Origin of the sequence: Prescottella equi (genome assembly GCF_020171745.1) — a bacterium.
In the GTDB taxonomy this organism is placed as follows: domain Bacteria; phylum Actinomycetota; class Actinomycetes; order Mycobacteriales; family Mycobacteriaceae; genus Prescottella; species Prescottella equi_A.
In genome coordinates this window covers 77055-98919 of record NZ_JAIVAH010000025.1, presented here as the reverse complement: position 1 = coordinate 98919, position 21865 = coordinate 77055, and the positions used below count along the sequence as shown (strand labels likewise).

General features: G+C 69.0%; 20 protein-coding genes. 8 read left to right on the top strand and 12 right to left on the bottom strand.

Annotation, left to right across the window (positions count from 1 at the left end; genetic code table 11):
* Positions 1-10 precede the first annotated feature (10 nt).
* Positions 11-1564, top strand: coding sequence for a PPE domain-containing protein (locus LCL87_RS20955; RefSeq protein ID WP_225023369.1), 1554 nt, complete (start codon positions 11-13; stop codon positions 1562-1564).
* Between the two features lie 23 nt (positions 1565-1587).
* Here the strand turns inward: LCL87_RS20955 and LCL87_RS20950 are convergent, their stop codons facing one another.
* From LCL87_RS20950 to LCL87_RS20935, 4 genes are read right to left on the bottom strand one after another with little or no spacing between them, the layout of a single operon-like run.
* Positions 1588-2178: a hypothetical protein gene (locus tag LCL87_RS20950; RefSeq protein WP_225023368.1), complete on the bottom strand. Its 591-nt coding sequence runs from the start codon at positions 2176-2178 to the stop codon at positions 1588-1590.
* A 13-nt stretch (positions 2179-2191) separates the two neighbouring features.
* Positions 2192-3631 (bottom strand): HAD-IB family hydrolase, encoded by a 1440-nt coding sequence (locus LCL87_RS20945; protein WP_225023367.1) that lies wholly within the window; start codon positions 3629-3631, stop codon positions 2192-2194.
* A complete protein-coding gene (locus tag LCL87_RS20940; protein ID WP_225023366.1) occupies positions 3628-5928 on the bottom strand; it encodes a glycerol-3-phosphate 1-O-acyltransferase in 2301 nt (766 codons plus the stop codon). Before LCL87_RS20940 ends, LCL87_RS20945 begins: the two co-directional genes overlap by 4 nt.
* Positions 5925-7412, bottom strand: coding sequence for a wax ester/triacylglycerol synthase domain-containing protein (locus LCL87_RS20935; RefSeq protein WP_225023365.1), 1488 nt, complete (start codon positions 7410-7412; stop codon positions 5925-5927). The genes LCL87_RS20940 and LCL87_RS20935 overlap by 4 nt, the downstream gene beginning before the upstream one ends.
* Positions 7413-7583: 171 nt before the next feature.
* Between LCL87_RS20935 and LCL87_RS20930 the strand changes: the two genes are divergently transcribed.
* The 3 genes from LCL87_RS20930 to LCL87_RS20920 all read left to right on the top strand — a co-directional run bounded on the left by LCL87_RS20930 (position 7584) and on the right by LCL87_RS20920 (position 9906).
* The gene (locus tag LCL87_RS20930) at positions 7584-7895 is read left to right on the top strand and encodes an FmdB family zinc ribbon protein (protein WP_510850827.1); all 312 of its coding nucleotides are present in this window, start codon (positions 7584-7586) and stop codon (positions 7893-7895) included.
* Positions 7896-7925: 30 nt separating this feature from the next.
* Positions 7926-9179, top strand: coding sequence for a formamidase (gene fmdA, locus LCL87_RS20925; protein ID WP_225023364.1), 1254 nt, complete (start codon positions 7926-7928; stop codon positions 9177-9179).
* A gap of 355 nt (positions 9180-9534) precedes the next feature.
* Positions 9535-9906 carry a hypothetical protein gene (locus LCL87_RS20920; RefSeq protein ID WP_225023363.1) on the top strand — a complete coding sequence of 124 codons (372 nt, stop codon included), beginning with the start codon at positions 9535-9537 and terminating at the stop codon, positions 9904-9906.
* Here the strand turns inward: LCL87_RS20920 and LCL87_RS20915 are convergent.
* From LCL87_RS20915 to LCL87_RS20905, 3 genes are read right to left on the bottom strand one after another with little or no spacing between them, the layout of a single operon-like run.
* Positions 9864-10523, bottom strand: a complete 660-nt coding sequence (locus LCL87_RS20915; protein WP_225023362.1) for a Type 1 glutamine amidotransferase-like domain-containing protein — start codon at positions 10521-10523, stop codon at positions 9864-9866. The two genes, LCL87_RS20920 and LCL87_RS20915, sit on opposite strands and share 43 nt — an antisense overlap.
* Positions 10524-10529: 6 nt before the next feature.
* On the bottom strand, positions 10530-11351 hold the full coding sequence (locus tag LCL87_RS20910) for a maleylpyruvate isomerase family mycothiol-dependent enzyme (RefSeq protein ID WP_225023361.1): 822 nt from the start codon (positions 11349-11351) through the stop codon (positions 10530-10532).
* Positions 11348-12046 carry a mycothiol-dependent nitroreductase Rv2466c family protein gene (locus tag LCL87_RS20905; RefSeq protein ID WP_225023395.1) on the bottom strand — a complete coding sequence of 233 codons (699 nt, stop codon included), beginning with the start codon at positions 12044-12046 and terminating at the stop codon, positions 11348-11350. Before LCL87_RS20905 ends, LCL87_RS20910 begins: the two co-directional genes overlap by 4 nt.
* Positions 12047-12241: 195 nt before the next feature.
* On the opposite strand from LCL87_RS20905, the gene LCL87_RS20900 reads away from it, so the two are divergent.
* Positions 12242-13780: an AMP-binding protein gene (locus LCL87_RS20900; RefSeq protein ID WP_225023360.1), complete on the top strand. Its 1539-nt coding sequence runs from the start codon at positions 12242-12244 to the stop codon at positions 13778-13780.
* Between the two features lie 3 nt (positions 13781-13783).
* Here LCL87_RS20900 and LCL87_RS20895 read toward each other — a convergent pair whose 3' ends face one another.
* Positions 13784-14158, bottom strand: a complete 375-nt coding sequence (locus tag LCL87_RS20895; protein WP_225023359.1) for a DUF488 family protein, N3 subclade — start codon at positions 14156-14158, stop codon at positions 13784-13786.
* 269 nt (positions 14159-14427) lie between these two features.
* Between LCL87_RS20895 and LCL87_RS20890 the strand changes: the two genes are divergently transcribed.
* The 3 genes from LCL87_RS20890 to LCL87_RS20880 are packed head-to-tail and all read left to right on the top strand — an operon-like array spanning position 14428 to position 17306.
* The gene (locus tag LCL87_RS20890; RefSeq protein ID WP_225023358.1) at positions 14428-15543 is read left to right on the top strand and encodes a Re/Si-specific NAD(P)(+) transhydrogenase subunit alpha; all 1116 of its coding nucleotides are present in this window, start codon (positions 14428-14430) and stop codon (positions 15541-15543) included.
* Positions 15544-15876, top strand: a complete 333-nt coding sequence (locus LCL87_RS20885) for an NAD(P) transhydrogenase subunit alpha part 2 (protein ID WP_225023357.1) — start codon at positions 15544-15546, stop codon at positions 15874-15876. It begins immediately after the preceding gene.
* The gene (locus tag LCL87_RS20880) at positions 15876-17306 is read left to right on the top strand and encodes an NAD(P)(+) transhydrogenase (Re/Si-specific) subunit beta (protein ID WP_225023356.1); all 1431 of its coding nucleotides are present in this window, start codon (positions 15876-15878) and stop codon (positions 17304-17306) included. Before LCL87_RS20885 ends, LCL87_RS20880 begins: the two co-directional genes overlap by 1 nt.
* Before the next feature lie 116 nt (positions 17307-17422).
* On the opposite strand, the gene LCL87_RS20875 is transcribed toward LCL87_RS20880, so the two are convergent.
* The 4 genes from LCL87_RS20875 to pdhA all read right to left on the bottom strand — a co-directional run bounded on the left by LCL87_RS20875 (position 17423) and on the right by pdhA (position 21831).
* A complete protein-coding gene (locus LCL87_RS20875; RefSeq protein WP_237692565.1) occupies positions 17423-18520 on the bottom strand; it encodes an MFS transporter in 1098 nt (365 codons plus the stop codon).
* A gap of 124 nt (positions 18521-18644) precedes the next feature.
* Positions 18645-19751 carry a dihydrolipoamide acetyltransferase family protein gene (locus LCL87_RS20870; RefSeq protein WP_225023354.1) on the bottom strand — a complete coding sequence of 369 codons (1107 nt, stop codon included), beginning with the start codon at positions 19749-19751 and terminating at the stop codon, positions 18645-18647.
* Positions 19748-20737, bottom strand: a complete 990-nt coding sequence (locus LCL87_RS20865; RefSeq protein WP_225023353.1) for an alpha-ketoacid dehydrogenase subunit beta — start codon at positions 20735-20737, stop codon at positions 19748-19750. Before LCL87_RS20865 ends, LCL87_RS20870 begins: the two co-directional genes overlap by 4 nt.
* A complete protein-coding gene (gene pdhA / locus LCL87_RS20860) occupies positions 20734-21831 on the bottom strand; it encodes a pyruvate dehydrogenase (acetyl-transferring) E1 component subunit alpha (protein ID WP_225023352.1) in 1098 nt (365 codons plus the stop codon). Before pdhA ends, LCL87_RS20865 begins: the two co-directional genes overlap by 4 nt.
* Positions 21832-21865: the final 34 nt, after the last annotated feature.

Genomic DNA, 21865 nt, shown 5'->3' with positions numbered 1-21865 from the left:
CACTGAGGGGATGGCGCGGCCTCGGATCCGCCACGGACGGGGTCACCGGCCGAGGTATGAGAAGAGGGGGATGAGAATGGGCGTGTCGAGCTTCGGCGGCTTGATTGCCGGCATCAGCAAGGACATCGTCGAGTTCGGCAAGCATTCGGGCAACAAGGTGGTGGATCTGCTCACCGGCTACGACCTGATCGAACGCGGCCGCGTGCGTGACGCGCAGGCCGACGGCAATGCCCTACGCGACGACCTCTACCTCGTGCAGACCCCGCTGTACGGCGACTTCGACGAGAACGAGTTCGACGGCCCCGCCCTCGGATCTCCGGAACCCTTCGAAGCCATGTCGCATCAGGAGATCAAGGCCGCCGTCGACGGGATGAACGGCGGATCCCTACGCGCCAGCGCCGAAGGCTGGACCAAGATCGGTGAATCGCTCGAACAGGCACTCAACGACTTCCGTGATTTCATCACCAATGAGACCAACGGCAAATGGGAAGGCCTCGCGCAGGATTCTGCCGCGGCAGCGACCGACAGATACGCCACCGAGTCGGGCAAACTGGCGCGGGCCGGAAAACTCATCGGCACCAAGATCACCGAAGCCGCAACCGGCGTAGACCAAGTGAAAGCCACCGTCCCGCCCGTCTCCGGTCGCTCACTTTTCGAGATCGCCTTCGACGCAGGCGTTCCCGGTGCCGGCGTGTTCAAACGCGTCTTCCACGCCCAGGACGAATCGCACCAGGAAGCCATCCAGATCATGCGGACCGTCTACACCCCGGTCATGCAGCAGGCCGACACCAGAGTCCCGAGACTCCCCGAGCCGCCACAGGTCGTCGGTCCGGGGCAGAACTACCCAGACTCCAGAGGCGGTGCACCCGGTATCGGCGCCCCGAACCCGTACGGCCCCTACGTCGGGGGGCCGAGTGCGACCGCTCCGACCCCGCAGACGCCGACTCCCGAAGGCGCACTTCCCGGCGGCACACCCGGCTCCGGATCCACTCCCAATGCCTACGATCCGATCACGCCGGGCGGGCAGCCCGCGGCGAACGACCAGTTCACCTTCCCGGCCGATGCCACGACAACTCCAGCCGCCGCCTGGACCGCACCCGCGGCTGCGACAGGGCTTGACGGCAGCCGCGCGGGACAGTCCGGTTACGGAATCCCCGGGGTGGGCGGGGGCGCCGGCACCTACTCGGGCACAGGCGGCTCGGGATCGAGCACAGGGTCGGGCATCGGCGCAGGAGCAGGAGGCGGCACCGGCGGCTACGGAGGTGGAATCCTCACCGGCGGATACGGCTCCGGCGGAATGGGTTCTGGTGGATCAGGAACCGGAGGCGGTGCCGCGGGATCGTCGCCGAGCGCGACCGCAGGCGGAGCAACGGGCACGACAGCCGCCGGCACCGCCGCGCGAGGTGGTGCAGCTGGCGGCGGCATGATGCCGGGTGCTGGAGCGCGCGGGCGCGGCGAGGACGATGCCGAACACAAGACGCCCGGCTACCTGGTGAACGTCGACAACGGCAGCGAACTCATCGGCAACCTGCCCCTGGCCGCCCCGCCCGTCATCGGGAGCTGAGGCGGCCGGGGCCGGCGCCAGCCCTAGACGCCGATCAGCTGCTTGGCCGCCGCGACGGCGGCCGGGGCGTCCAGGGACGGCATGTCGTCCCACTGGCCGCCGGTGATCGTCACCTTGACCTCGGGGGTCTCGACCGTCGTGACGATCACCCCGGCGACTGCCGTCGTCATCGGCAGCGTGTAGGCGACACCGCCCGCCTTCGCGATTGCGGCATCCGGAAGGACGGTGAGCTTGCCGGCTTCGAGGTCACTCACCGCCGGAACCTCACCGGTCCCCGGCTCGATCAGCACCTCGACAGAGCGGATCTCGCTCAGCGAGGTGGCGCTCTCCGGGGTCTCCCAGTTGCAGATCACTCCGTACTCGTCGGCCGCGTTCGACGGGCTCTCCTGCAGTCCCGCGATGTACTGCGCAACCGTCGGCGCGACGTCCCCGCAACTCGAGAACCGCGCCAGCACATCCGCGCCCGAGGTACTCGCGGCATCCGCGACCTCACCACCGGCGACCGTGCCGAAGGTGACCTCCGAGCCTGCAGTCTCGGCATCGTCGGAACCGCAGGCGCTCAGCGCCGCAGCAAGAACTAGAACCGCTGGAACAAACCGGGCGTTTCGGGTCATGTAGGCACTGTACCTACGCCTTCACCGGCCCCGCCCGCAGCACGTCGTCGAACCGCTCCCGGACCTCGGCGACGTGCTTGTCGAGGTCCTCGACCGTCCACCCCTCGGTGCTGATCGGCTCCAACACGTCGACGTACACCTCACCGGCATGCGCGACGAACGAGTTACGCCACATCAGATCCCCGGCATTGTGGATGACGATCGGCACGATCGGCACCCCCGCCTGCATCGCCAGATGGAAGCCGCCCTTCTTGAACCGGCCCAACCGGGGTGTGGGGGAGCGGGTGCCCTCCGGCGCGATCGCGATCGACGTGCCGCCGCGCAGCTTGTCGACCGCCGGCTTCAGCGCCTCCCGCGCCTGCGCACTGTCCGTCCGGTCCACATACGCGACGTCGAGCAACGCCCCCACCGCCGCGAACCGCGGATCGTGCGACGCCTCCTTCTTCGCCACCCCCGTCGCATCGCGCTGGATCACCTTGCCGATCAACAACATGTCCAGCGAACTCTGATGGTTGAACATGAACACCGCCGGCCGGTTGTTCCACGCGTTGTCCTCGCCGGTGATGTGCACGTTGACGCCACACAGTCGCAGCGCCAGATCCGGGCCGTACGTCCCCACCAGGTTCGCTGCCGTCCGCCGATTCCCCGACAGCACCCCGGCCGTCGCCCCGAGCGCCGTCGTCGCCATCAACGCACCCAACGCCACCCCGGTCCGGGCCGTCGCGACCGGCGTCGCACCCCGCTCCGGCTTCGGCAGATTCACCGACAGCCAGCCCTCCGACCGTGCGATCCCGGCGAGCTTGCGATCGGGGTTCAAAGCCACCGGCCGCCCCACCGAATCGAGCATCGGAACATCCTCGGCGCCATTGGAATACGCGAACGCCTCAGCCAGCGGCGCCCCCGCCTCCTCCGCGAACGCCCGCACCGCCTTCGCCTTCTCCGGACCCCACAGCGCCGGACCGGTGAGTTTGCCGGTCAGCATGCCGTCCACCACCTCGGGACGGCTGCACAGGATCTCGTCGATCCCCAGGTCGTACGCGACGTCCTGCGCCTGATACACCGTCGCCGACGTCGCCAGCACGATCCGATGCCCGGCCCGGCGGTGGGCGTCGAGCAGACGTCGGACATCGGGGTAGATCATCGCGGCGATGTCCTGCCGGAACAGCCGCTGACTCCACTCCCGCAGCTCGTCCTCGCGCCGCCCGGCCAGTCCGGTGACCGCGATCTCCATCAGCCGACCGACGTCGGCGCCCCGGAACTGCGTGTCGAACGCGGCGCCGGTGGTGCGGAGCAGTTCGGCGACGCTGATGTCGAAGCGGCGCAACCGGTCCCGGTACACGACGCTGGCGGTGTAGCCGGTGATGAGGGTGCCGTCCAGATCGAACGCGGCCAGCGTCTTCGGCCCCTGCGGGGCGGCGGCGATCGCGGAGTAGATGTCGTCGAGACGGTTCATCGATCCGACCCCGTTCCCTCGATGAACTCGGCCACCGAGTCGGCGCCCTTCACCTCGTCGAGCTTGGCGTGGGCGCGGGCGCGGATCTCGCGCACGCGGCGCACGAGGGTGCGGACCTCGTCGGCGAACGCGCGGCGCCCCGCCTCCACCGACGGGTCGTCGTTCTCGATCAGCCGGCGGTTGCGGGCCAACTGCAGGGCGGTGGCGAACAGTTCCGACGAGATGGACTCGCTGCTCGCGATCTGCTGGCGGAGCCGGCGCTGCTGCGCCAGCGCGAGACACTCTGAGAGGAACGCCTTCTCGTCGAAGTCCGGCGCCACCGGCGCGTCCAGCAGATGGTCGGCGACCACCTCGTACGCCTCGAGGAACGGCTGTAGCACCCGGTGCGCGAGATACGGGCGCACCTCGTCGAGGATGTGCTCGACGTGCTCGGGGTTGCTCAGGTCGCTCTCCCACGCCGGGTCGATGAGGCTCAGCTCCGAGCGCAGCTCCTCCCGGAACGTGTCCTTGTCGCTGAAGAAGAACTCGAACTTGAGCAGGTCGCGGATCCGTTTGGCCTCGGCCCAGCCGTCGGCGAGCGGGTCGGCGAACTTCTCGTCCACCGCCGCGCACAGCACCATCTCGGCGATCGCCCGCGCCAGCAGGAAGTGAATGGTGTTGTTGCGGTAGAACGCCGCCACCAGACCCTGATCCTTGCCGAGATAGTAGACGCGCTCATTGCCCTCGTCGTACCGCTCGAGCACCCCGGAATCGAGGTGCGTGAACAGCGCCCTGCGGATCACCTGCGGGTTGGTGAGGTCGACGTCGCCGGCCGTCGGCAGCTTGCGCGCGATGATGTAGTCGACCATCGGGGCGAGGATGAAGCCGAGCTCGGGCACGGTGAGCGCCCGATCCTCGATCCCGAGGAACGCCAGCATCACCAGCGACGACGCGGTCACCGGGGTGACCTCGTTGATCCGGTGGCTCACCTCGATGCCGGTCTTCTGGATCGCCAACCGGAAGTCGTCCTCCTGCGCCAGCGAATCCCGCAGCGACAGTGGACGTCCCACCGTCACATGTGCGACGCCGCGGCGCTGGCCCTGCGCCCGGACGTAGCCGACCATCCAGCGAAAGCTCTCCTTCCGCTTCGCCGCACCATGCGCCTCCGCCGCCATCGCGCTCACCTCGTACAACTGGTCGTACACCAGCGAGACGGGGACGAGGTAGACGTCGGACGCGTCGGACGACTGGAATGCCTTCGCCAGATACGTCAGCAGCCCGTATCGGGGCGGACGCAGCTTGCCGGTGCGGGACCGGCCACCCTCGATGTACCACTCGAGGTTGAAGCGCTTGTTCATCAGGAAGCGCATGTACTCGCGCAGCGTCCACTTGTAGATCTCGTCGCCGTCGAACTTGCGACGGATGAACACCGTGCCGCTGCGCTTGCTGATCGGGCCGATCGGCCAGAAGCTCACGTTGAGCCCGCCCATCACGTGGTTGAGCGGCAGGTCGTTCGCCAGCAGCGCCGGCCGCAGCACCAGCGGATCGAGGTACGAGCGGTGGCTCGGCAGGAACACCAGCGAGTGTTCGCGGTTGAGTTCCCTCAGCTCCTCGAACCGGGTGGTGTCGACGTCGAGGCGGTAGGCGCGGGAGAAGTAGCGGCCCAACTGATCCCACACCGCGATGGCCCGTCGGCTCTGGGCGGCCACCATCTCGTCGAGGTCCGCGCGGGCCCGACGTTCGACGTCGACGACGGTGAGGTTCAGTTGCGCGGCAAGCTTCTTCACACCCGCGGTGAAGCGGTTGGTGTCGGTGATCTCCTCGACCACGAACCGCGACACCTTGTACTGCGTGCCGAGCAGGTGACGTTCGGCCCGCTCGAGCGCGAGCGCGGCCTGACGCCGGATGAAGTCGGGCAGCGACCCGCCGCCGCGCTCGGCCAACCGGTCCCGCATCTCGGTCAGCGACGCCGGATCGCCCTCGATCACCTTGCATCGCGCGGGATCGGAGCGCAGCACCCGTCGTTGCGCGTTGGGCGCGATGTGCAGCGGATCCCGGGCCGAGAGCACCTCGCGCAGGCGCTGCCCTCGATGACCGTTCGTGGTCTCGGGCATCCACACCACGCGCACCGGCGTCAGCACCGGGTCGTCGTCACGCAACACCAGCGCCGACAGCGACTGCCCGGTGGTGGCGACCGTGACCGTCGGCCGGCCGTCCTCGGCCTCCCGCCGGCCGAGCCACGTCCGTAACACCCGGTCCTCGGTGTCGGTCATCTCCTCGGTGAGATAGATCCGCGGATGTCGGTCCGGATCGGTCATCGCTGCGCCCCCTCCGCCGCGTCCTCGGCGGCGCCGCCCAGCGCCACCACCTCGTCGAGACTCTCCTGCAGACAGCGCATGAACAGCGCGGGTTCGGTGACCGCCGCGGTGTCGATGTTGACGCCGATGCAGCACGTGCCGACGTGCGAGACCATCGTCGCCATCACCGCGCAGCCCGGCGCCGGCCCGAACGGGAACATCCGCTCGATCCGCGCGCCCGCCAGGTACACCGGCACCGGCACGCCCGCGACGTTCGACGCCTGCAGATCCAGGCCCGTCGACTGCGACAGGTACCACTCGGCGAGCAGCCGGGTGGGCAGCCGCACCAGCAGCGGCGAGGCCGCCTCGACGATGTCGAGTGCGGGTTCCTCCCGCAACGCCAGCACTGTCGCGCGCACCTTCCGGATCCGCTTCGCCGCGTCGGGCTCGGTGGCGGGCCCTGCGAACCGCACCGCGGCGATCCGGTTCCCGCCCGACGGATCCGACGCCGCCCGCATGTTGATCGGCATGCCCATCGGAACCTTGCCGACCTCCGTGCCCATCTCCTGGTGGTAGCGCCGGAAGCCACCGAGCAGCGCCGCGATGTAGGCGTCGTTGACCGACCCGCCGGCCGCGTGCGCTGCGATCCGCAGCTCGTGCAGACCCACCTCGAGTACCCCGAACCAGCGGCCGAGCCCGCGCTCGCGCAGCAGTGGCGAGCCGGTCGCCGGTGGCGGTTGCACGACCCGGCGCAGTGACCCGGCGTAGTCGAGGACCTCGCCGGCCGCGTCGAACGGGCGCGTGACGGCGGTGACCGCGGCACGGAGGGACCCCGACACCAACCCGGCAACACGGCCCGGGGCCTTCCGGAACCCGGAGACCACATCGCGACCGAGCGCCCCGAGGTCGGACAGGTGCTCGGGCGGTGCGGGTTCGCGGTCGGGCTTGTCCGGGGTCGGCTCGGCGCGACGGCTGTGCAGCAGCGCCATCATCTGGATGCCGCCCATGCCGTCGGTGATGCTGTGGTGCGTCTTGACGACGTACACCGCACGGCCGTCGTCGAGGCCCTCGATGAGCATCGCGACCCACGGCGGCCGGGCCTTGTCGAATGGCTCGGTCGCCAGATGCCGGCAGATCCGCAGCGCGTGATCGAGATCGGCCTTCTTCCCTGGCAGGCGAATCCGTCGCAGGTGGTAGTCGAGGTCGAACTCGGGGTCGACCGACCACACCGGATTACCCAGCCCGAAGGCCGGCTCCACCGCGCGCATCCGGATGCGGGGCACGATGTGCGACGCCCACTCGTGCGCGCGTACCAACCGGTCCCAGTCCGGGGCCTTGTCGAGGACGTCGACCGCGACGATGGGGGTGCGGAGTTCGGGTCGCACCTCTTCCATGCGCCACATGCCGGTCTCGAAATCCGACATGGTGCGACTCTGACCCCACGCGACCGCGGACAGATCGACATCCACCGCGCTCGGTGGAACGAACGGTTGTCCCTCGGTCATACGCGCTCCTCGGCGATTAGTCCTCGGTTCGATTCGACGTCGCTTCAAGTGTGGACCCGTTCGCGGGGGAGCGTCCCCGATTTCGGCGCTTCCGGGTTTCGGACACCGGGGACAACTCGGATCGCGCGCGGATGTGCCGGGTGTCCGTTAACGTTCGGGGCACTTCGATCCTTGCCCCGGCGAAAGGACGCGGTCATTCCTCTCTACCAGTTCCGGTGCGCCCAGTGCGGTCCGTTCGACCGGCACTTCCCGATGGCGGACGTTCCCGACAGCGCCGACTGCCCGCTCTGCGCGTCCGACGGGCGCCGGCAGATCACCGCTACCCGGCTCGGCCGGGGCGGCTCGGCGTCGATGCGACTGCTCGACGCGACCGCCCGGTCGGCGAGCGAGCCCGCCGTCGTCACCGGGCCCGGCCCCGGTGCCCGGCGCACCCCGCAGAAGACCACCACCAACCCGCTCCACCGAAAGTTGCCCCGCCCCTGAGTAAATCGCCCGTCCGCGTTAGGAGGCTCGATGCCCGAGTTGCTGTTCCCGTTGGATTCGAACAAGAAGTTCACCGAGCAGGAGAAGATCGGCCACAACCGGTGGCACCCGGACATCCCCGCGGCGGTGACGGTCAAACCCGGTGACTCGTTCCGGGTGCACTGCCGGGAATGGTTCGACGGCGCGATCCACAATGACGACTCGGCCGACGACATCCTGAACGCCCCGCTCACGACCGTGCACACGCTGTCGGGGCCGTTCGCGGTCGAGGGGGCCAAGCCCGGCGACCTGCTGATCGTCGACATCCTCGACATCGGGCCCATCCCGCAGGAGGATTCGGGTCCGCTGGCCGGGCAGGGCTGGGGGTACACCGGCATCTTCCCGACCGACAACGGCGGCGGCTTCCTCACCGAGCAGTTCCCCGACGCCTACAAGGCGGTGTGGGACTTCGCCGGCCAGACGGCGACCTCCCGGCACGTGCCGCACGTGAAGTTCACCGGCATCGTGCACCCGGGTCTGATGGGCACCGCGCCGTCGCACGCGCTGCTCGGCAAGTGGAACACCCGCGAGGCCGCGCTGATCGCGACCGACCCCGACCGGGTGCCGCCGCTGGCGCTGCCGCCGGAACCGCGGGACGCGATCCTCGGCACCCTCGCCGGCGCCGACTTCGACCGGGTCGCCGCCGAGGCCGCCCGCACCGCGCCGCCGCGCGAGAACGGCGGCAACCAGGACATCAAGAACCTCACCAAGGGCAGTCGCGTCTTCTATCCGGTGTTCGTCGACGGCGCGAATCTGTCGGTGGGCGACCTGCACTTCTCGCAGGGCGACGGCGAGATCACCTTCTGCGGCGCCATCGAGATGGGCGGCTTCATCGACCTGCGTGTCGACATCATCAAGGGCGGCATGGAGACGTACGGCGTCTCGGAGAATGCGATCTTCATGCCCGGCAACACCGACCCGCAGTACTCCGAGTGGCTCGCCTTCTCGGGGACGTCGGTGACGCTCGACGGCGAGCAGCGTTACCTCGACTCGCAGCTGGCATATCAGCGCGCGTGCCTGCACGCGATCGACTACCTCACGAAGTTCGGCTACAGCCCCGAGCAGGCGTATCTACTCCTCGGTGCCGCGCCGATCGAGGGACGGCTGTCCGGCGTGGTCGATATCCCGAATTCGTGCGCCACGGTGTACCTACCGACCGCGATCTTCGATTTCCCGATCGCGCCGTCGGCGAGTGGGCCCGTGAAGATCGATCCGGGGATCGGCGCACCGCACTCGGCGCGCTAGCGCATTCATTTACCGACCGCAGCGCCGACGGCCTTCCCCGGTCGTCGGCGCTGCCGTCGGTGCGAGCGGAGGTTACCAGCACAAAGTGCATATTTGGGGTGCTAGGTGTGGACTTCACCCGAATTCTCACCCTCGAGTTTCGAGAAAATCCGCCTGTGTGTGAACGGCAGGTTTCGTTATCTAATCGTGATGATCAAACAGTAACGCCCCAGTCATTCGTCACGTTAGCGTCGATCTCAATCGCCCGGCGCTATCGAAGCGTTACGCGATGACACAACATCTACATTCTCGTCGCCCGGATCGTGATGTCCGCCAGTGCGAGATCGGGCCGTCGGGGAGAAAGGGGCGCGGAGTCGTGAGCGCTTCGTCGAACTGCATCGAGAACTACATCGCGGCCATGTTTGCGTACGAATTCATGGACGGCGGTGTCGACCTCGACTCGCTCGAGCGCATCCATCGCGGCGACGTCCGCGAGTGGGTCGGCGCGGTCGCCGGGTCGGGTCTGTTCACCAACGCGCAGGTTGCGCGCGTCGATGCCGGTTGGCGTCACGATCCCAAGTCGCTGCTCGACACCCTGCTCTCCGAGGCCGACGAAATGACCGTCAAGCGTTGCGAGACGACGTGGGCCGCCCTGGACCGCATCGAGTCGCCGGCCGAGCGCCGCGAGCTGGTGGCCGTCGGTGGTTACAGCACCGCGGTGGCGCCGGCGTCCACGACGATCGCCTGATCGTCCGTCAGCATTCGATACCGAACCCCGGCAGCACTGCAGGCCTCGACCATTCGGGCCGCCTCGCTGCCGGGGTTCGTCGTATCCACGGACCCGTCGGTGTCCCGCTCGCAATGCGGGACGATCGAGAAGTCCACGAACCCCAGCCCGTCCCAACGTGGTTGGACGCCGCACACGGGCTCCACCTCACCCGGATCGTCGGCGCTGTCGATCCCGACCAGTGACGGCGCCATGACGCACGCCCCGGCGCTGTACCCCGCGTAGGTCAGCCGCCCGTCGCGGACCGCCGTGCCCAGCACCACGTCGCCGCCGCTGCGCGCCAGCTGCGCGCGCAGGACGAACGTGTTGCCGCCGCGCACCCACACCGATCGGAATCCCGACAGCGTGGCCGCCAGCCGTTCCGGGGCGCCGACGTAGTCGCGCAGATCCACCTCGGCCGGGGCGAACCCGAGCCGCCGCAGCGGAACGACGTCGCTGACGACCGCGGACTCCCGCGCCCGGGCGGGCCACGCGTCCGCGGCGTTCGCGATCACCGCGATCGGCCCCGGACCGCCCGCGAGGTCCACGAACCGGTCCACGTGCGTGCCGAAACGATACGACGACAGGAATAGGCGCACCCGACGTCAGATCGTGTAGGCGAGGTGGTCGAGGAGCCGTCGCCCCACCTCGGTGTCGCCGCTCAGTTCGAACTCCGACACGTGGTCCGCGGCGGTGGTCCGCCCGCATGCCAGCCGGGTGAACAGGCGCGAGTCCATCGCGATCGTCGACGTGGCCGGCCCCGACAACTCGGGTACGACTACCGCCCGGCCGTCGACCTCGACGTGCATCGTGCGGGCCAGCGGACCGGACAGCTCGAACGTCACCCGGGAGCCGTCGGGTGCGTGGCCCAGCTTGCCGACGATGAAGCCGAGCGCCCCCTCGATCTCCTGGAACGCGAGGTTGCCGCGCGAGCCGCCCTCGTCGCTCGCGGGGCCGCCCAGCGCATCGCGGATGTCGTGCTCGTGGATCCAGCAGTCGAACAGCCGGATCCGCATGAACCGGCCGTACGTCGCCGGCCCGGCGGGGGTGACCGCGGTCGCGTCGAAATCGTCCTGGTTCATGTCGCCGAGCACCTCGAGCCGGCTGGAGGTGATCTCCCGGAACATCGCGAGGATCTGTGCTCCGGTGTGGGCTCGCAGTCCCTCCACCCACTGCTCGTTGAGCGCGCCGATCTCGTTGCGCACGTGGGCGAGTCCGTGGACGTCGATCGCGGTCGCCGGCGGCTTCAGACCCGAGAGCATCGACTCGGTGCCGATGATGTGCGAGACGACGTCGCGCACCGTCCAGCCGGGCAGCGCGGTCGGGGTCAGCCAGGCGTCGCCCTCGACGGTGGAGAGCACGTCGTCGAGCACGGCCCACTGCTCGGACAGGGCGTCGACCAGGATGCCCTGGGGGAACTCGCTCATCTGTCACTCTCCGTTTCCGCCACGGGGAGGTCGACGACCTCGCCTCGGTCGACACTCTGCCAGTCGCGGCCCCGCACGTACGGTTCCAGCGCGCGTCCGATGTCCGCGGCGTCCGACGCGCCCTTGATCCGCTGGATCTCGTAGACGTGCGGGAACTCCAGCAGTTCGGTCACCGTGTTCCACAGTCGCACCGCCGCCGCGCCCTCCGGTGGGTCGATCAGCACCGGGCCGAAGAACGCCGTGCCCTGGACGAACAGCGTCGGCACGCCGAACCCGCCCGCCGCGACAACTCGATCGTGGTCCGCGCGGACGTCGTCGTGCGTCGTGGGATCGGCGAGGGCCGCGTCGAGCAGCGCCGGATCGAGGCCCAACCGCTCGAGCAGGCCGCGGGCGACCACCGGGTCGTGCGGTTTGCCGCCGTCGACGTGCAGCAGATGACCGGTCGCGAAGTACCAGCGGTCCAGCAGATCCATGCTCTCGCGGCGCAGCAGTGCGCCGATCCGCATGAGCGACCACCCGTAGGACCACTCGCGCTCCCACGGGTGCTTCTGATCGTCTCGGCGGTTGATCTCCTCGAGGCTGAAGAAGCGCCACGAGATGTCGATCGCGGTCTCGGCGCGCACGTGCCGGATCCACCGCGACGCGTGGAACGCGAACGGGCACATCGGGTCGAAGTGGAAATCGACCGACGTGATCGGCTCGGCGCTCGCGTCCGTGCTCACCCTGCCACTCTATGACCGATCGCCGCCCGGGGCGACGACTCGGACCGCAAACGTGGCGCGAGGTCGGTCTTTCGAACGATTCGGTCGAAATCGCCCCGCGGACGCGACCGGAGGTGGACCATCGACGCAGACCGATCGTGCGAATCACCGTTCACATGAGGAGCTGCCGTGTTTCCGGGAAACTTCGTCTCCACCACCCCCGACAAGCCGGCGGTCATCCGGCCCGCCACGGGCGAACAGCTCACCTACCGGCAGCTCGACGACCGGTCGCTGCGGCTGGCCCGCTACCTGCACTCGGTCGGGATGCGGCCCGGTGACCACATCGCGGTGGTTGCGGGCAACGATCTGCGGGTGCTCGAGGTGTACTGGGCGGCGCTGCGATCCGGGCTTTACATCACCGCCGTCAACTGGCACCTCACCCCGGCGGAGGCGGCGTACGTGGTCGACGATTGCGAGGCGTCGGTACTGGTCGTCTCGGCGGACGCCGCCGCGACCCTCCCGGCCGATCGCGCCGAGCTGCCGAAGGTACGACACCGATTGGTGTTCGGGGGAGCGGTCGACGGCTACGACTACTACGACGCCGTGCTCGCGCGGCAGTCGGACGAACCGCTGGCATCCCAGCCGCGCGGGCAGGACATGTTGTATTCGTCGGGCACCACCGGCCGGCCCAAGGGCATCAAGCCGAAGCTGCCGGAGGGGCAGGTGCACCAGACCGTCGATCCGTACACCGCGGTCTTCGCACCGATGTACGGATTCGACGCCGACACCGTCTATCTCTGCCCGGCGCCGCTGTATCACGCTGCGCCGCTGAGGTTTTGCGGCACGATCAACTCCGTCGGCGGGACCGTGATCGTGATGGACCGGTTCGACGCCACCGAGGCGCTCGAACTGATCGAACGCCACCGGGTCACACACAGCCAGTGGGTGCCGACAATGTTCGTGCGAATGCTCAAGCTGCCCAACGAGGTCCGCGACCGCTACGACGTGTCCAGCATGCGCGTCGCGGTCCACGCCGCGGCCCCGTGCCCGGTCGAGGTCAAACGCGCGATGATCGACTGGTGGGGTCCGGTGATCCACGAGTACTACGCGTCGACGGAGGGTTCCGGGGCGACGTTCATCGACAGTGCCCAGGCACTGGCCCATCCCGGGTCGGTGGGGCGCGACGGGGTTCTCGGCATCGTGCACATCTGCGACGAGGCGGGGCGCGAGCTGCCGACGGGGGAGACCGGCACCGTGTACTGGGAGCGCGATCAGCTGCCGTTCGAGTACCACAACGATCCCGTCAAGACCGCGTCCGCGCAGCACCCCGACCATCCGACCTGGACCACCAGCGGCGACATCGGCCATATCGACGACGACCGCTTCCTCTATCTCACCGATCGTGCGGCGTTCACCATCATCTCCGGCGGCGTCAACATCTATCCGCAGGAATCGGAGAACGTCCTCACGCTGCACCCGAAGGTGTACGACGTCGCGGTCATCGGGGTGCCGCACGACGAGATGGGTGAAGAGGTCAAGGCGATCGTCCAGCTGGTGGACGGTGTGACCGGCAACGCAGACGTGGAACGCGAACTGCTCGATTACGTCCGCGAGCGCGTCGCGCACTACAAGGCGCCCAGGTCGATCGACTTCGTCGCCGAACTGCCACGCACCCCCACCGGCAAACTCGTCAAGCACACCCTGCGTGCCGGGTACGTGCCCGCGTGAGGATCAGCTCGGAATCTCGAGATCTCGGAAGTGTTCGCGCAGGACGGCGGCGTGACTGTGGTCGAGGTCCTTGGTCGCGGTGAGCAGGACCAGGGGGCGGTGTCCCGCGAGGGCCAGTACGCGCTCGACGGCGCTTCGTCCCTCCGCGGATTCCAGCTCCGTGAGATAGCGGGAGCGAAACTCGCCGAACTCTGCTATGTCGTGGCTGTACCACCGGCGCAGCTCCGTCGACGGCGCGAGATCCTTCGCCCAGTCGTCGTAATGGAACGAATCCTTGCGCAATCCGCGCGGCCACAGCTTGTCCACGAAGACGCGAAAGCCCGCCTCTGCACCCGGATGGTCGTACACACGTTCGATGTCGACGGTTCTCGTGGGCATCTGCCATCTCCGTTTCGTGGGCCTATTCGAACGGTAAGTTACGTCCATGTGAAATAGTGAGCTGTATCACAAAAAGTGTCTCTTACAGTGGTATACCTCTGTTCGGACTCGATTCAGACACTCTCGCCGACTTGCGTGTGTTTCCTTGCTCACGGTAGTTCTGCTTACCATCGTGGACCACTTGCATCGTTCGGGTCATCGTCCGTCGATCGCTCGATAGTTGCCGCCCGTCGCGGCCGGCACACCATCTACCGCAGGAAGTCGAAACATTGGATACATCGAAGAGCGCGGCACAGGTGCGCCCATCGGTCGGTGTCGTTCGGGAGACGAGCGACGGCGAGCGACGGGTCGCTCTGGTGCCGAAGGTCGTGGCGTCGCTGGCCGCCAAGGGGGTCGACGTCGTCGTCGAGCCCGGCGCCGGACTGGGCGCCCTGATTCCGGACGAGCTGTACAAGGAGGCCGGCGCCACCATCGGTGACGCGTGGACGTCCGACGTCGTCGTCAAGGTCGCACCGCCGTCGGACGACGAGGTCGGCAGGCTCCGCTCGGGGCAGACGCTGATCGGCTTCCTCGCGCCGCGCAACGCCGACAACCAGATCGGTGCGCTGTCCGCGGCCGGTGTGAGCGCGTTCGCCGTCGAGGCGATCCCGCGTATCTCTCGCGCCCAGGTCATGGACGCGCTGTCGTCGCAGGCCAACGTCGCCGGCTACAAGGCCGTCCTCGTCGCCGCGTCGGAGTCCACCCGGTTCTTCCCGATGCTGACCACCGCGGCCGGCACCGTGAAGCCCGCAACCGTCCTCGTCCTCGGCGTGGGTGTCGCGGGTCTGCAGGCGCTGGCCACGGCCAAGCGTCTCGGTGGCCGCACCACGGGCTACGACGTGCGCCCCGAGGTGGCCGATCAGGTCCGCTCGGTCGGTGCGCAGTGGCTCGATCTCGGCATCGACGCGGCCGGCGAGGGCGGTTACGCCCGTGAGCTGACCGACGCCGAGCGTGCGCAGCAGCAGCAGGCACTCGAGGACGCCATCAAGGGCTTCGACGTCGTCATCACCACCGCGCTGGTGCCGGGACGTCCCGCGCCGCGTCTGGTGACCGCCGCTGCCGTCGAGGGCATGAAGCCCGGCAGCGTGATCGTCGACCTGGCCGGTGAGACCGGTGGCAACTGCGAGCTCACCGAGCCCGGCCGGACCGCCGTCAAGCACGGCGTCACGATCTGCTCGCCGCTGAACCTTCCGGCGACGATGCCCGAGCACGCCTCGGAGCTGTACTCGAAGAACGTCTCGGCGCTGATCGAGTTGATGCTCGACGAGAACGGCGCGCTGGCGCCGGACTTCTCGGACGAGATCCTCGCCGGTGCGTGCGTGACCGGATCGAAGGAGACCCCCTAGATGTACACCGAACTTCTGGCGAACATCGCGATCCTGGTCCTGGCCGGGTTCGTGGGCTTCGCTGTCATCTCGAAGGTGCCGAACACGCTGCACACGCCGCTGATGTCGGGCACCAACGCCATCCACGGCATCGTCGTGCTGGGTGCGCTGGTCGTGCTCGGTCACCTGCCGGCGGACGCGCCGTGGTCGATCAGGATCATCCTGTTCGTCGCGCTCGTGTTCGGCACCCTGAACGTCGTCGGCGGTTTCGTGGTCACCGACCGCATGCTCGCGATGTTCAAGCCCAAGAAGGACGCCCCCAAGGCAGCTGAGAAGAAGGGGGCTGACGCCTGATGAGCTACCTCGTCACGATCCTCTACATCGTCGCGTTTGCGATGTTCATCTACGGTCTCTCGGGTCTGACCGGCCCGAAGACCGCGGTCCGCGGCAACTACATCGCTGCGGTCGGCATGCTGATCGCGGTCGTCGCGGTCCTGATCGACATCCGCGACACCGACCACTGGGGCCTGATCATCGGCGGCCTGGCGGTCGGCATCATCCTCGGCGTCCCGCCGGCCCTGCGCACGAAGATGACGGCGATGCCGCAGCTCGTCGCGCTGTTCAACGGCGTCGGCGGTGGCACGGTCGCGCTCATCGCGTGGGCCGAGTTCCTCAACTCGGACGGCTTCACCACCGTCGAGACGGTGCCGTCGGTGCCGTTCATCGTCGGCTCGCTGTTCGCCGCGATCATCGGTTCGGTCTCGTTCTGGGGCTCGCTGGTGGCGTTCGCGAAGCTGCAGGAACTGTTCAACAAGAACTTCGAGAAGAAGGTCGTCGCCTCGGCGAAGGCGTTCCAGCTGGCGAACATGATCCTCGCGGTCGTCTCGGTCGGCATCGCGATCTACATCGGCATCCAGGCCGACCCGGCCAACGATCCGACGTCGGCGATCTGGATCGTCGGCCTGCTGATCGCGGCCGGTGTCATGGGTCTGTTCGTGGTGCTGCCGATCGGCGGCGCCGACATGCCCGTCGTCATCTCGCTGCTCAACGCGCTCACCGGTCTGTCGGCCGCGGCCGCGGGTCTCGCGCTCAACAACCAGGCGATGATCGTCGCCGGCATGATCGTCGGCGCGTCCGGCTCGATCCTGACCAACCTCATGGCCAAGGCCATGAACCGCTCGATCCCCGCGATCATCTTCGGCTCCTTCGGCGGCGGTGACGCCGGCGGTGCCGGTACCAGCGCGGCCGGCGGCACCGTCAAGGCCACCTCCGCGTCGGATGCGGCGATCCAGATGGCGTACGCCAACCAGGTCATCGTCGTCCCCGGCTACGGTCTCGCCGTCGCGCAGGCCCAGCACGCGGTCAAGGAGATGGCGGCCCTGCTCGAGGAGAAGGGCGTCGAGGTCAAGTACGCGATCCACCCGGTCGCCGGCCGCATGCCCGGTCACATGAACGTCCTGCTCGCCGAGGCCGACGTCGCGTACGACGCGATGAAGGAGATGGACGACATCAACGGCGAGTTCTCGCGCACCGATGTCACCGTCGTCATCGGCGCCAACGACGTCACCAACCCGGCCGCGCGCAACGATTCGAGCTCGCCGATCTACGGCATGCCGATCCTCAACGTCGACCAGTCCAAGTCGGTCATCGTGCTCAAGCGCTCGATGTCGTCGGGCTACGCCGGTATCGACAACCCGCTGTTCACCGCGGACGGCACGTCCATGCTGTTCGGCGATGCCAAGAAGATGGTTTCCGAGGTCACCGAGGAGCTCAAGGCCCTGTAGGTCCTCGGCGCACCACGGAATACGAAGACGGCAACTGGCGGACGAATCCCCCTCCGCCCGTCAGACGAAGGGTCCCTTCACACGCTCCCCGCGGGTGAAGGGACCCTTCCGCCGTTTCAGCCGACGGTGACGGTCCGCGTCGCCGGCCGTCCCACGATCCCGGCGAAGCGGGATGCGACCAGCACGCACGCCAGCGGCACCACCATCGCGATCGTGAGCGGCACGAGCTGCGTGAGCCAGCCGATGGTGGCCGGCCCGGCGAGGAAGCCGATGTAGCCCATGCCCACGACGCGGGACATGTTCGCGCCGGCCGAGCCGGTGCCGAGGTTCCCGGCCGAGGTGAAGATCTGCGGCACACAGCCGGACAGCCCTAGCCCGAACAGCGCCCACCCGAGCAGCGTGGTCGGCAGCCACGGCGAGACGACCACCGTTGCCATTCCGGCCGCCGCGATCAGCGTCCCGTAGCGGACCACCGCGACCGGTCCGAGCGCGGAACTGACCCGGTCCGCGGTGAACCGGCCCACCGTCATCGTCAGCGAGAACGCCCCGAACGCGAGCGCCGCGACCGACTCCGGGACCTCCAGGTGTTCCTTGACCTGCAGCGTGGACCAGTCGTTCGCGACCCCCTCGGCGAGCATCAGCGCGAACGCCACCGCACCGAGCGCCAGCACCCGCGGTGAGTACCGGGCCTTCGTCCGCTGCTCGTGGGGTTCGGGCCGCGGATGCGCCGACGGTGGCAGCAGCCGGGTGGTGCACAGCGCGATCACCGCGACCCCCAGGACGGACGCCGCGCCCAGCGTGACGGCCGGAGACCAGCCCGCCTCGATCGTCACCGCCCCGACGAGCGAACCGGCGACGCCGCCGATCGAGAACATGCCGTGGAACGCCGACATGATCGGGCGGCCGTACTCACGTTCGGTGAGGACCGCCTGCGAATTCATCGACACGTCCAGCGCGCCGTTGCCGAACCCGAACACCATGAGCGCCAGGCCCAGCTGCCACGCGGTGGACGCCAGACCCGGGCCGATCGCCGCGACCGACAGCAGCGTCCCGCTCAGTGCGACCAGCAGCCGACTGCCGTACCGGTCGGCGAGCGGCCCCGACAACTGCATGCCGGCGATCGCGCCCACCGCGAGCAGCAGGAGCAGCGAGCCGAGCGTCGAATGCGAGATGTCGGTTCGGGTCTTGATGGCCGGGATCTGGACCACCCACATAGCGAGCAGGAACCCGTTGATGCCGAACACGCCGAAGATCGCGGCGCGGGCGGACCGCAGGTGTCGCGGGAGGGGTGTCGGGTTGTCCACGTTCCCCTTTGTACCGAACGGCGCGCGGGTGGGGTCAGAGGTGCGCGAGGAGGGCGGTCACAGGGTCGGTGAGTATCGCGCCGAGGTCGGCGAGGAACCGCGAGGCCTGCTCGCCGTCGACCAGCCGGTGGTCCACGGTCACGCTGAGCGTCGTCACGTCCCGCGCGACGATGTCGTCGCCCACCACCCACGGCCGCCTCGTGATCGCGCCGAGCGCGAGGATCGCGGCCTCGCCCGGGTTGAGAATCGGGGTGCCGGTATCGATGCCGTAGATCCCGACGTTGGTGATCGTGATCGTCCCGCCGGTGAGATCGGCCGGCGTCGCCCGTCCGGCCCGCGCGGTGTCGGTGACTGCGCCGATCGCCCGGCACAGGTCGGGGAGGGCCAGCCGGTCGGCGTCCTTGACGTTGGGCACCATCAGGCCGCGCTCGGTGGCGGTCGCGATCCCGAGGTTCACGTAGTGCTTGGTGACGATCTCCTGGGTGTCCTCCGCCCACGACGAGTTCAGCGACGGGTGCGCCCGCAGTGTGAGCAGCAGCGCCTTCGCGACCAGTGTCAGCGGCGTCAGGTGCAGTCCGTCGAACGCGGTGGACGCGCGCAGTCGGTCGAGCAACCTGACCGACTCGGTGACGTCGACGGTCAGGAACTCGGTGACGTGCGGTGCGGCGGCGGTACTGGCGACCATCGCGGCCGCCGTCTCCCGCCGCACCCCGCGGATCGGCGTTCGGGTCTCGCGGGCGTCTTCCGCGGTGCGGCGCGCGTGGACGGCGCCCGAACGGACTCCCGGCGACCGGGGAGCGTGCGGCGCAGCCCGTCGGCGCCTGCTCACGGTGGGCGCCGACGGGCCGTAGCCGACCAGCACCGAGTCCGGCCGGGGAGCATCGGGAGCACGGTCGTCGGCCGTCTCGACGCGGATGATCGGCGTCCCGACCGGCACCGTCGTCCCGGGCTGCACGAGTAGTTCCCGCACCACCCCGGCGAACGGCGACGGCAGTTCCACCAGCGCCTTCGCCGTCTCGACCTCGCCGATCGTCGCGTTGAGTTCGACGGTGTCGCCGACGGCGACCGCCCACGACACCAGTTCCGCCTCGGTGAGGCCCTCGCCGAGGTCGGGCAGCCGGAACTCCTCGAGGCGGCTCATGCGAGCACCTCGTCGACGGCGCCGAGGATGCGGTCGGCGTCGGGCACGTGGTGCTTCTCGAGCTTCGCCGGCGGGTAGGGGATGTCGAAGCCGCCGACCCGGCGCACCGGTGCCTCGAGCCGGTAGAAGCAGCGCTCCGAGACGCGCGCCGCGATCTCGGCGCCGAGACCCACGAACACCGGCGCCTCGTGTGCGACGACGAGCCGTCCGGTCCGCTGCACCGACTCCTCGACGGTCGCGAAGTCGACGGGGGACAGCGAGCGCAGGTCGACCACCTCGAGTGACGTGCCCTCGCCGTCGGCGATCTCGGCGGCCTGCAGCGCGGTCGGCACCATCGATCCGTAGGCGACGACGCTGACGTCGGTGCCGGGCCTGACGATCCGGGCCCGGTGCAGCGGCAGATCGGGTGGGGCGTCCACGTCGACCGCGCCGCGATCCCAGTACCGCCGCTTCGGTTCGAGGAACACGACCGGGTCGTCGAGCGCGATGGCCTGCCGGATCATCGCGAACGCGTCGGCCGGGGTGCTGGGGCTGACCACACGCAGGCCCGCGGTGTGCGCGAAATACGCCTCCGGGGACTCCGAATGATGTTCGACGGCACCGATGCCGCCGCCGTACGGGATGCGAATCGTCAACGGCACCTTCACGTGTCCGCGGGTGCGGTAGTGGATCTTGGCGACCTGCGAGACGATCTGGTCGAACGCGGGGTAGACGAAGCCGTCGAACTGGATCTCGCACACGGGCCGGTAGCCGCGCAGCGCCAGCCCGAAAGCAGTTCCCACGATCCCGGATTCGGCGAGCGGGGTGTCCATGACGCGGGCGGGGCCGAAGTCCTTCTGCAGTGCGTCGGTGATGCGGAAGACGCCGCCGAGCTTGCCGATGTCCTCGCCCATCAGCAGCACCTTGGGGTCGTCCTCGAGCGCGCGGCGCAGGCCGGCGTTGAGGGCGGCGCCGAGGGTCATCGTGGTGGTCGTCGTGGTGGTCATGACACTGCCTCCTCGCCGGCGGTCAGGGTGTCGAGGTAGGCCCGGTACTCGGCGCGTTCCTCGTCGATCAGCGGATGGTCGGTGGCGTACACGTGCTCGAACAACTCGTCCGGTCCGGGATCGGGGGCCTCGAGCGCGCCGGCCCGCAGCCGGGCGGCGACGTCGTCGGCCCGCGTCCGCACCTGAACGTCGAACGCGTCGTCGAACAGGCCCTCGCGGTCGAGGAGGCGGTGCATCCGATCGATCGGGTCCCGGGCCCGCCACACTTCCGACTCCCCGGCCGTGCGGTAGCGGGTCGGGTCGTCGGACGTGGTGTGCGGACCCATCCGGTACGTGATCGCCTCGACGAACGACGGTCCGCCGCCGTCCCGCGCGCGTCGGGCGGCCTCGCGGGTCACGGCCAGCACCGCGAGCACGTCGTTGCCGTCCACCTGGACCGCGGGCATGCCGTACCCGGCGGCGCGGGCCGCGATCGGGGTGGGGCTCTGCAGGTGGACGGGTTCGCTGATCGCCCACTGGTTGTTCTGACAGAAGAACACGACCGGCGCCGCCAGGCTGGTCGCGAAACCGAGCGCCTCGGCGAGGTCACCCTGGCTGGTGGCACCGTCGCCGAAGTACACGACGGTGGCGATCTCGGCGCCGTCCAGGTGCGCGCCCAGCGCATAGCCGGTCGCGTGCAGTCCCTGCGAGCCGACCACGATCGCGGGATTGGTCATGTTGACCGTCGCCGGATCCCAGCCCGAGTACGCGCAGCCGCGCCACATCCGCAGCATCACCGCCGGATCGACGCCGCGGCAGTACGCGACGGCGTGTTCGCGGTAGCTGGTGAAGATGTAGTCGTCGGGGTTCAGGGCGTGGACCGAGCCCACCTGGGCGGCCTCCTGGCCCAGCAGCGGCGCCCAGATCCCGAGCTGGCCCTGCCGCTGCAGGGCGGTGGCCTCGGTGTCGATCCGCCGTGCGACGACCAGATCCTCGTACAGTGCGCGCAACTCCTCGGGTCCGACGTCGGACACCAGCGCGGCGTAGTCGGGCCGGTGCACGCGCTGTCCGTCGGGTTGGACCAGCTGCACCGGGAAGGCGATTCTGTCGGCCATCGTCGGTCACCTCGTCGCATCGATCCGGGTCCGC

Excerpts from the sequence above, each read along its gene's own strand:
- LCL87_RS20955 (WP_225023369.1), top strand. The coding sequence starts at position 11 with ATGGCGCGGCCTCGGATCCGCCACGGACGGGGTCACCGGCCGAGGTAT.
- LCL87_RS20875 (WP_237692565.1), bottom strand. The coding sequence starts at position 18,520 with ATGTGGGTGGTCCAGATCCCGGCCATCAAGACCCGAACCGACATCTCG.
- LCL87_RS20940 (WP_225023366.1), bottom strand. The coding sequence starts at position 5,928 with ATGACCGATCCGGACCGACATCCGCGGATCTATCTCACCGAGGAGATG.
- LCL87_RS20935 (WP_225023365.1), bottom strand. The coding sequence starts at position 7,412 with ATGACCGAGGGACAACCGTTCGTTCCACCGAGCGCGGTGGATGTCGAT.
- LCL87_RS20910 (WP_225023361.1), bottom strand. The coding sequence starts at position 11,351 with ATGAGCGAGTTCCCCCAGGGCATCCTGGTCGACGCCCTGTCCGAGCAG.
- LCL87_RS20945 (WP_225023367.1), bottom strand. The coding sequence starts at position 3,631 with ATGAACCGTCTCGACGACATCTACTCCGCGATCGCCGCCGCCCCGCAG.
- LCL87_RS20950 (WP_225023368.1), bottom strand. The coding sequence starts at position 2,178 with ATGACCCGAAACGCCCGGTTTGTTCCAGCGGTTCTAGTTCTTGCTGCG.
- LCL87_RS20865 (WP_225023353.1), bottom strand. The coding sequence starts at position 20,737 with ATGACCACCACGACGACCACCACGATGACCCTCGGCGCCGCCCTCAAC.
- fmdA (WP_225023364.1), top strand. The coding sequence starts at position 7,926 with ATGCCCGAGTTGCTGTTCCCGTTGGATTCGAACAAGAAGTTCACCGAG.
- LCL87_RS20880 (WP_225023356.1), top strand. The coding sequence starts at position 15,876 with ATGAGCTACCTCGTCACGATCCTCTACATCGTCGCGTTTGCGATGTTC.
- LCL87_RS20885 (WP_225023357.1), top strand. The coding sequence starts at position 15,544 with ATGTACACCGAACTTCTGGCGAACATCGCGATCCTGGTCCTGGCCGGG.
- LCL87_RS20895 (WP_225023359.1), bottom strand. The coding sequence starts at position 14,158 with ATGCCCACGAGAACCGTCGACATCGAACGTGTGTACGACCATCCGGGT.
- LCL87_RS20870 (WP_225023354.1), bottom strand. The coding sequence starts at position 19,751 with ATGAGCCGCCTCGAGGAGTTCCGGCTGCCCGACCTCGGCGAGGGCCTC.
- pdhA (WP_225023352.1), bottom strand. The coding sequence starts at position 21,831 with ATGGCCGACAGAATCGCCTTCCCGGTGCAGCTGGTCCAACCCGACGGA.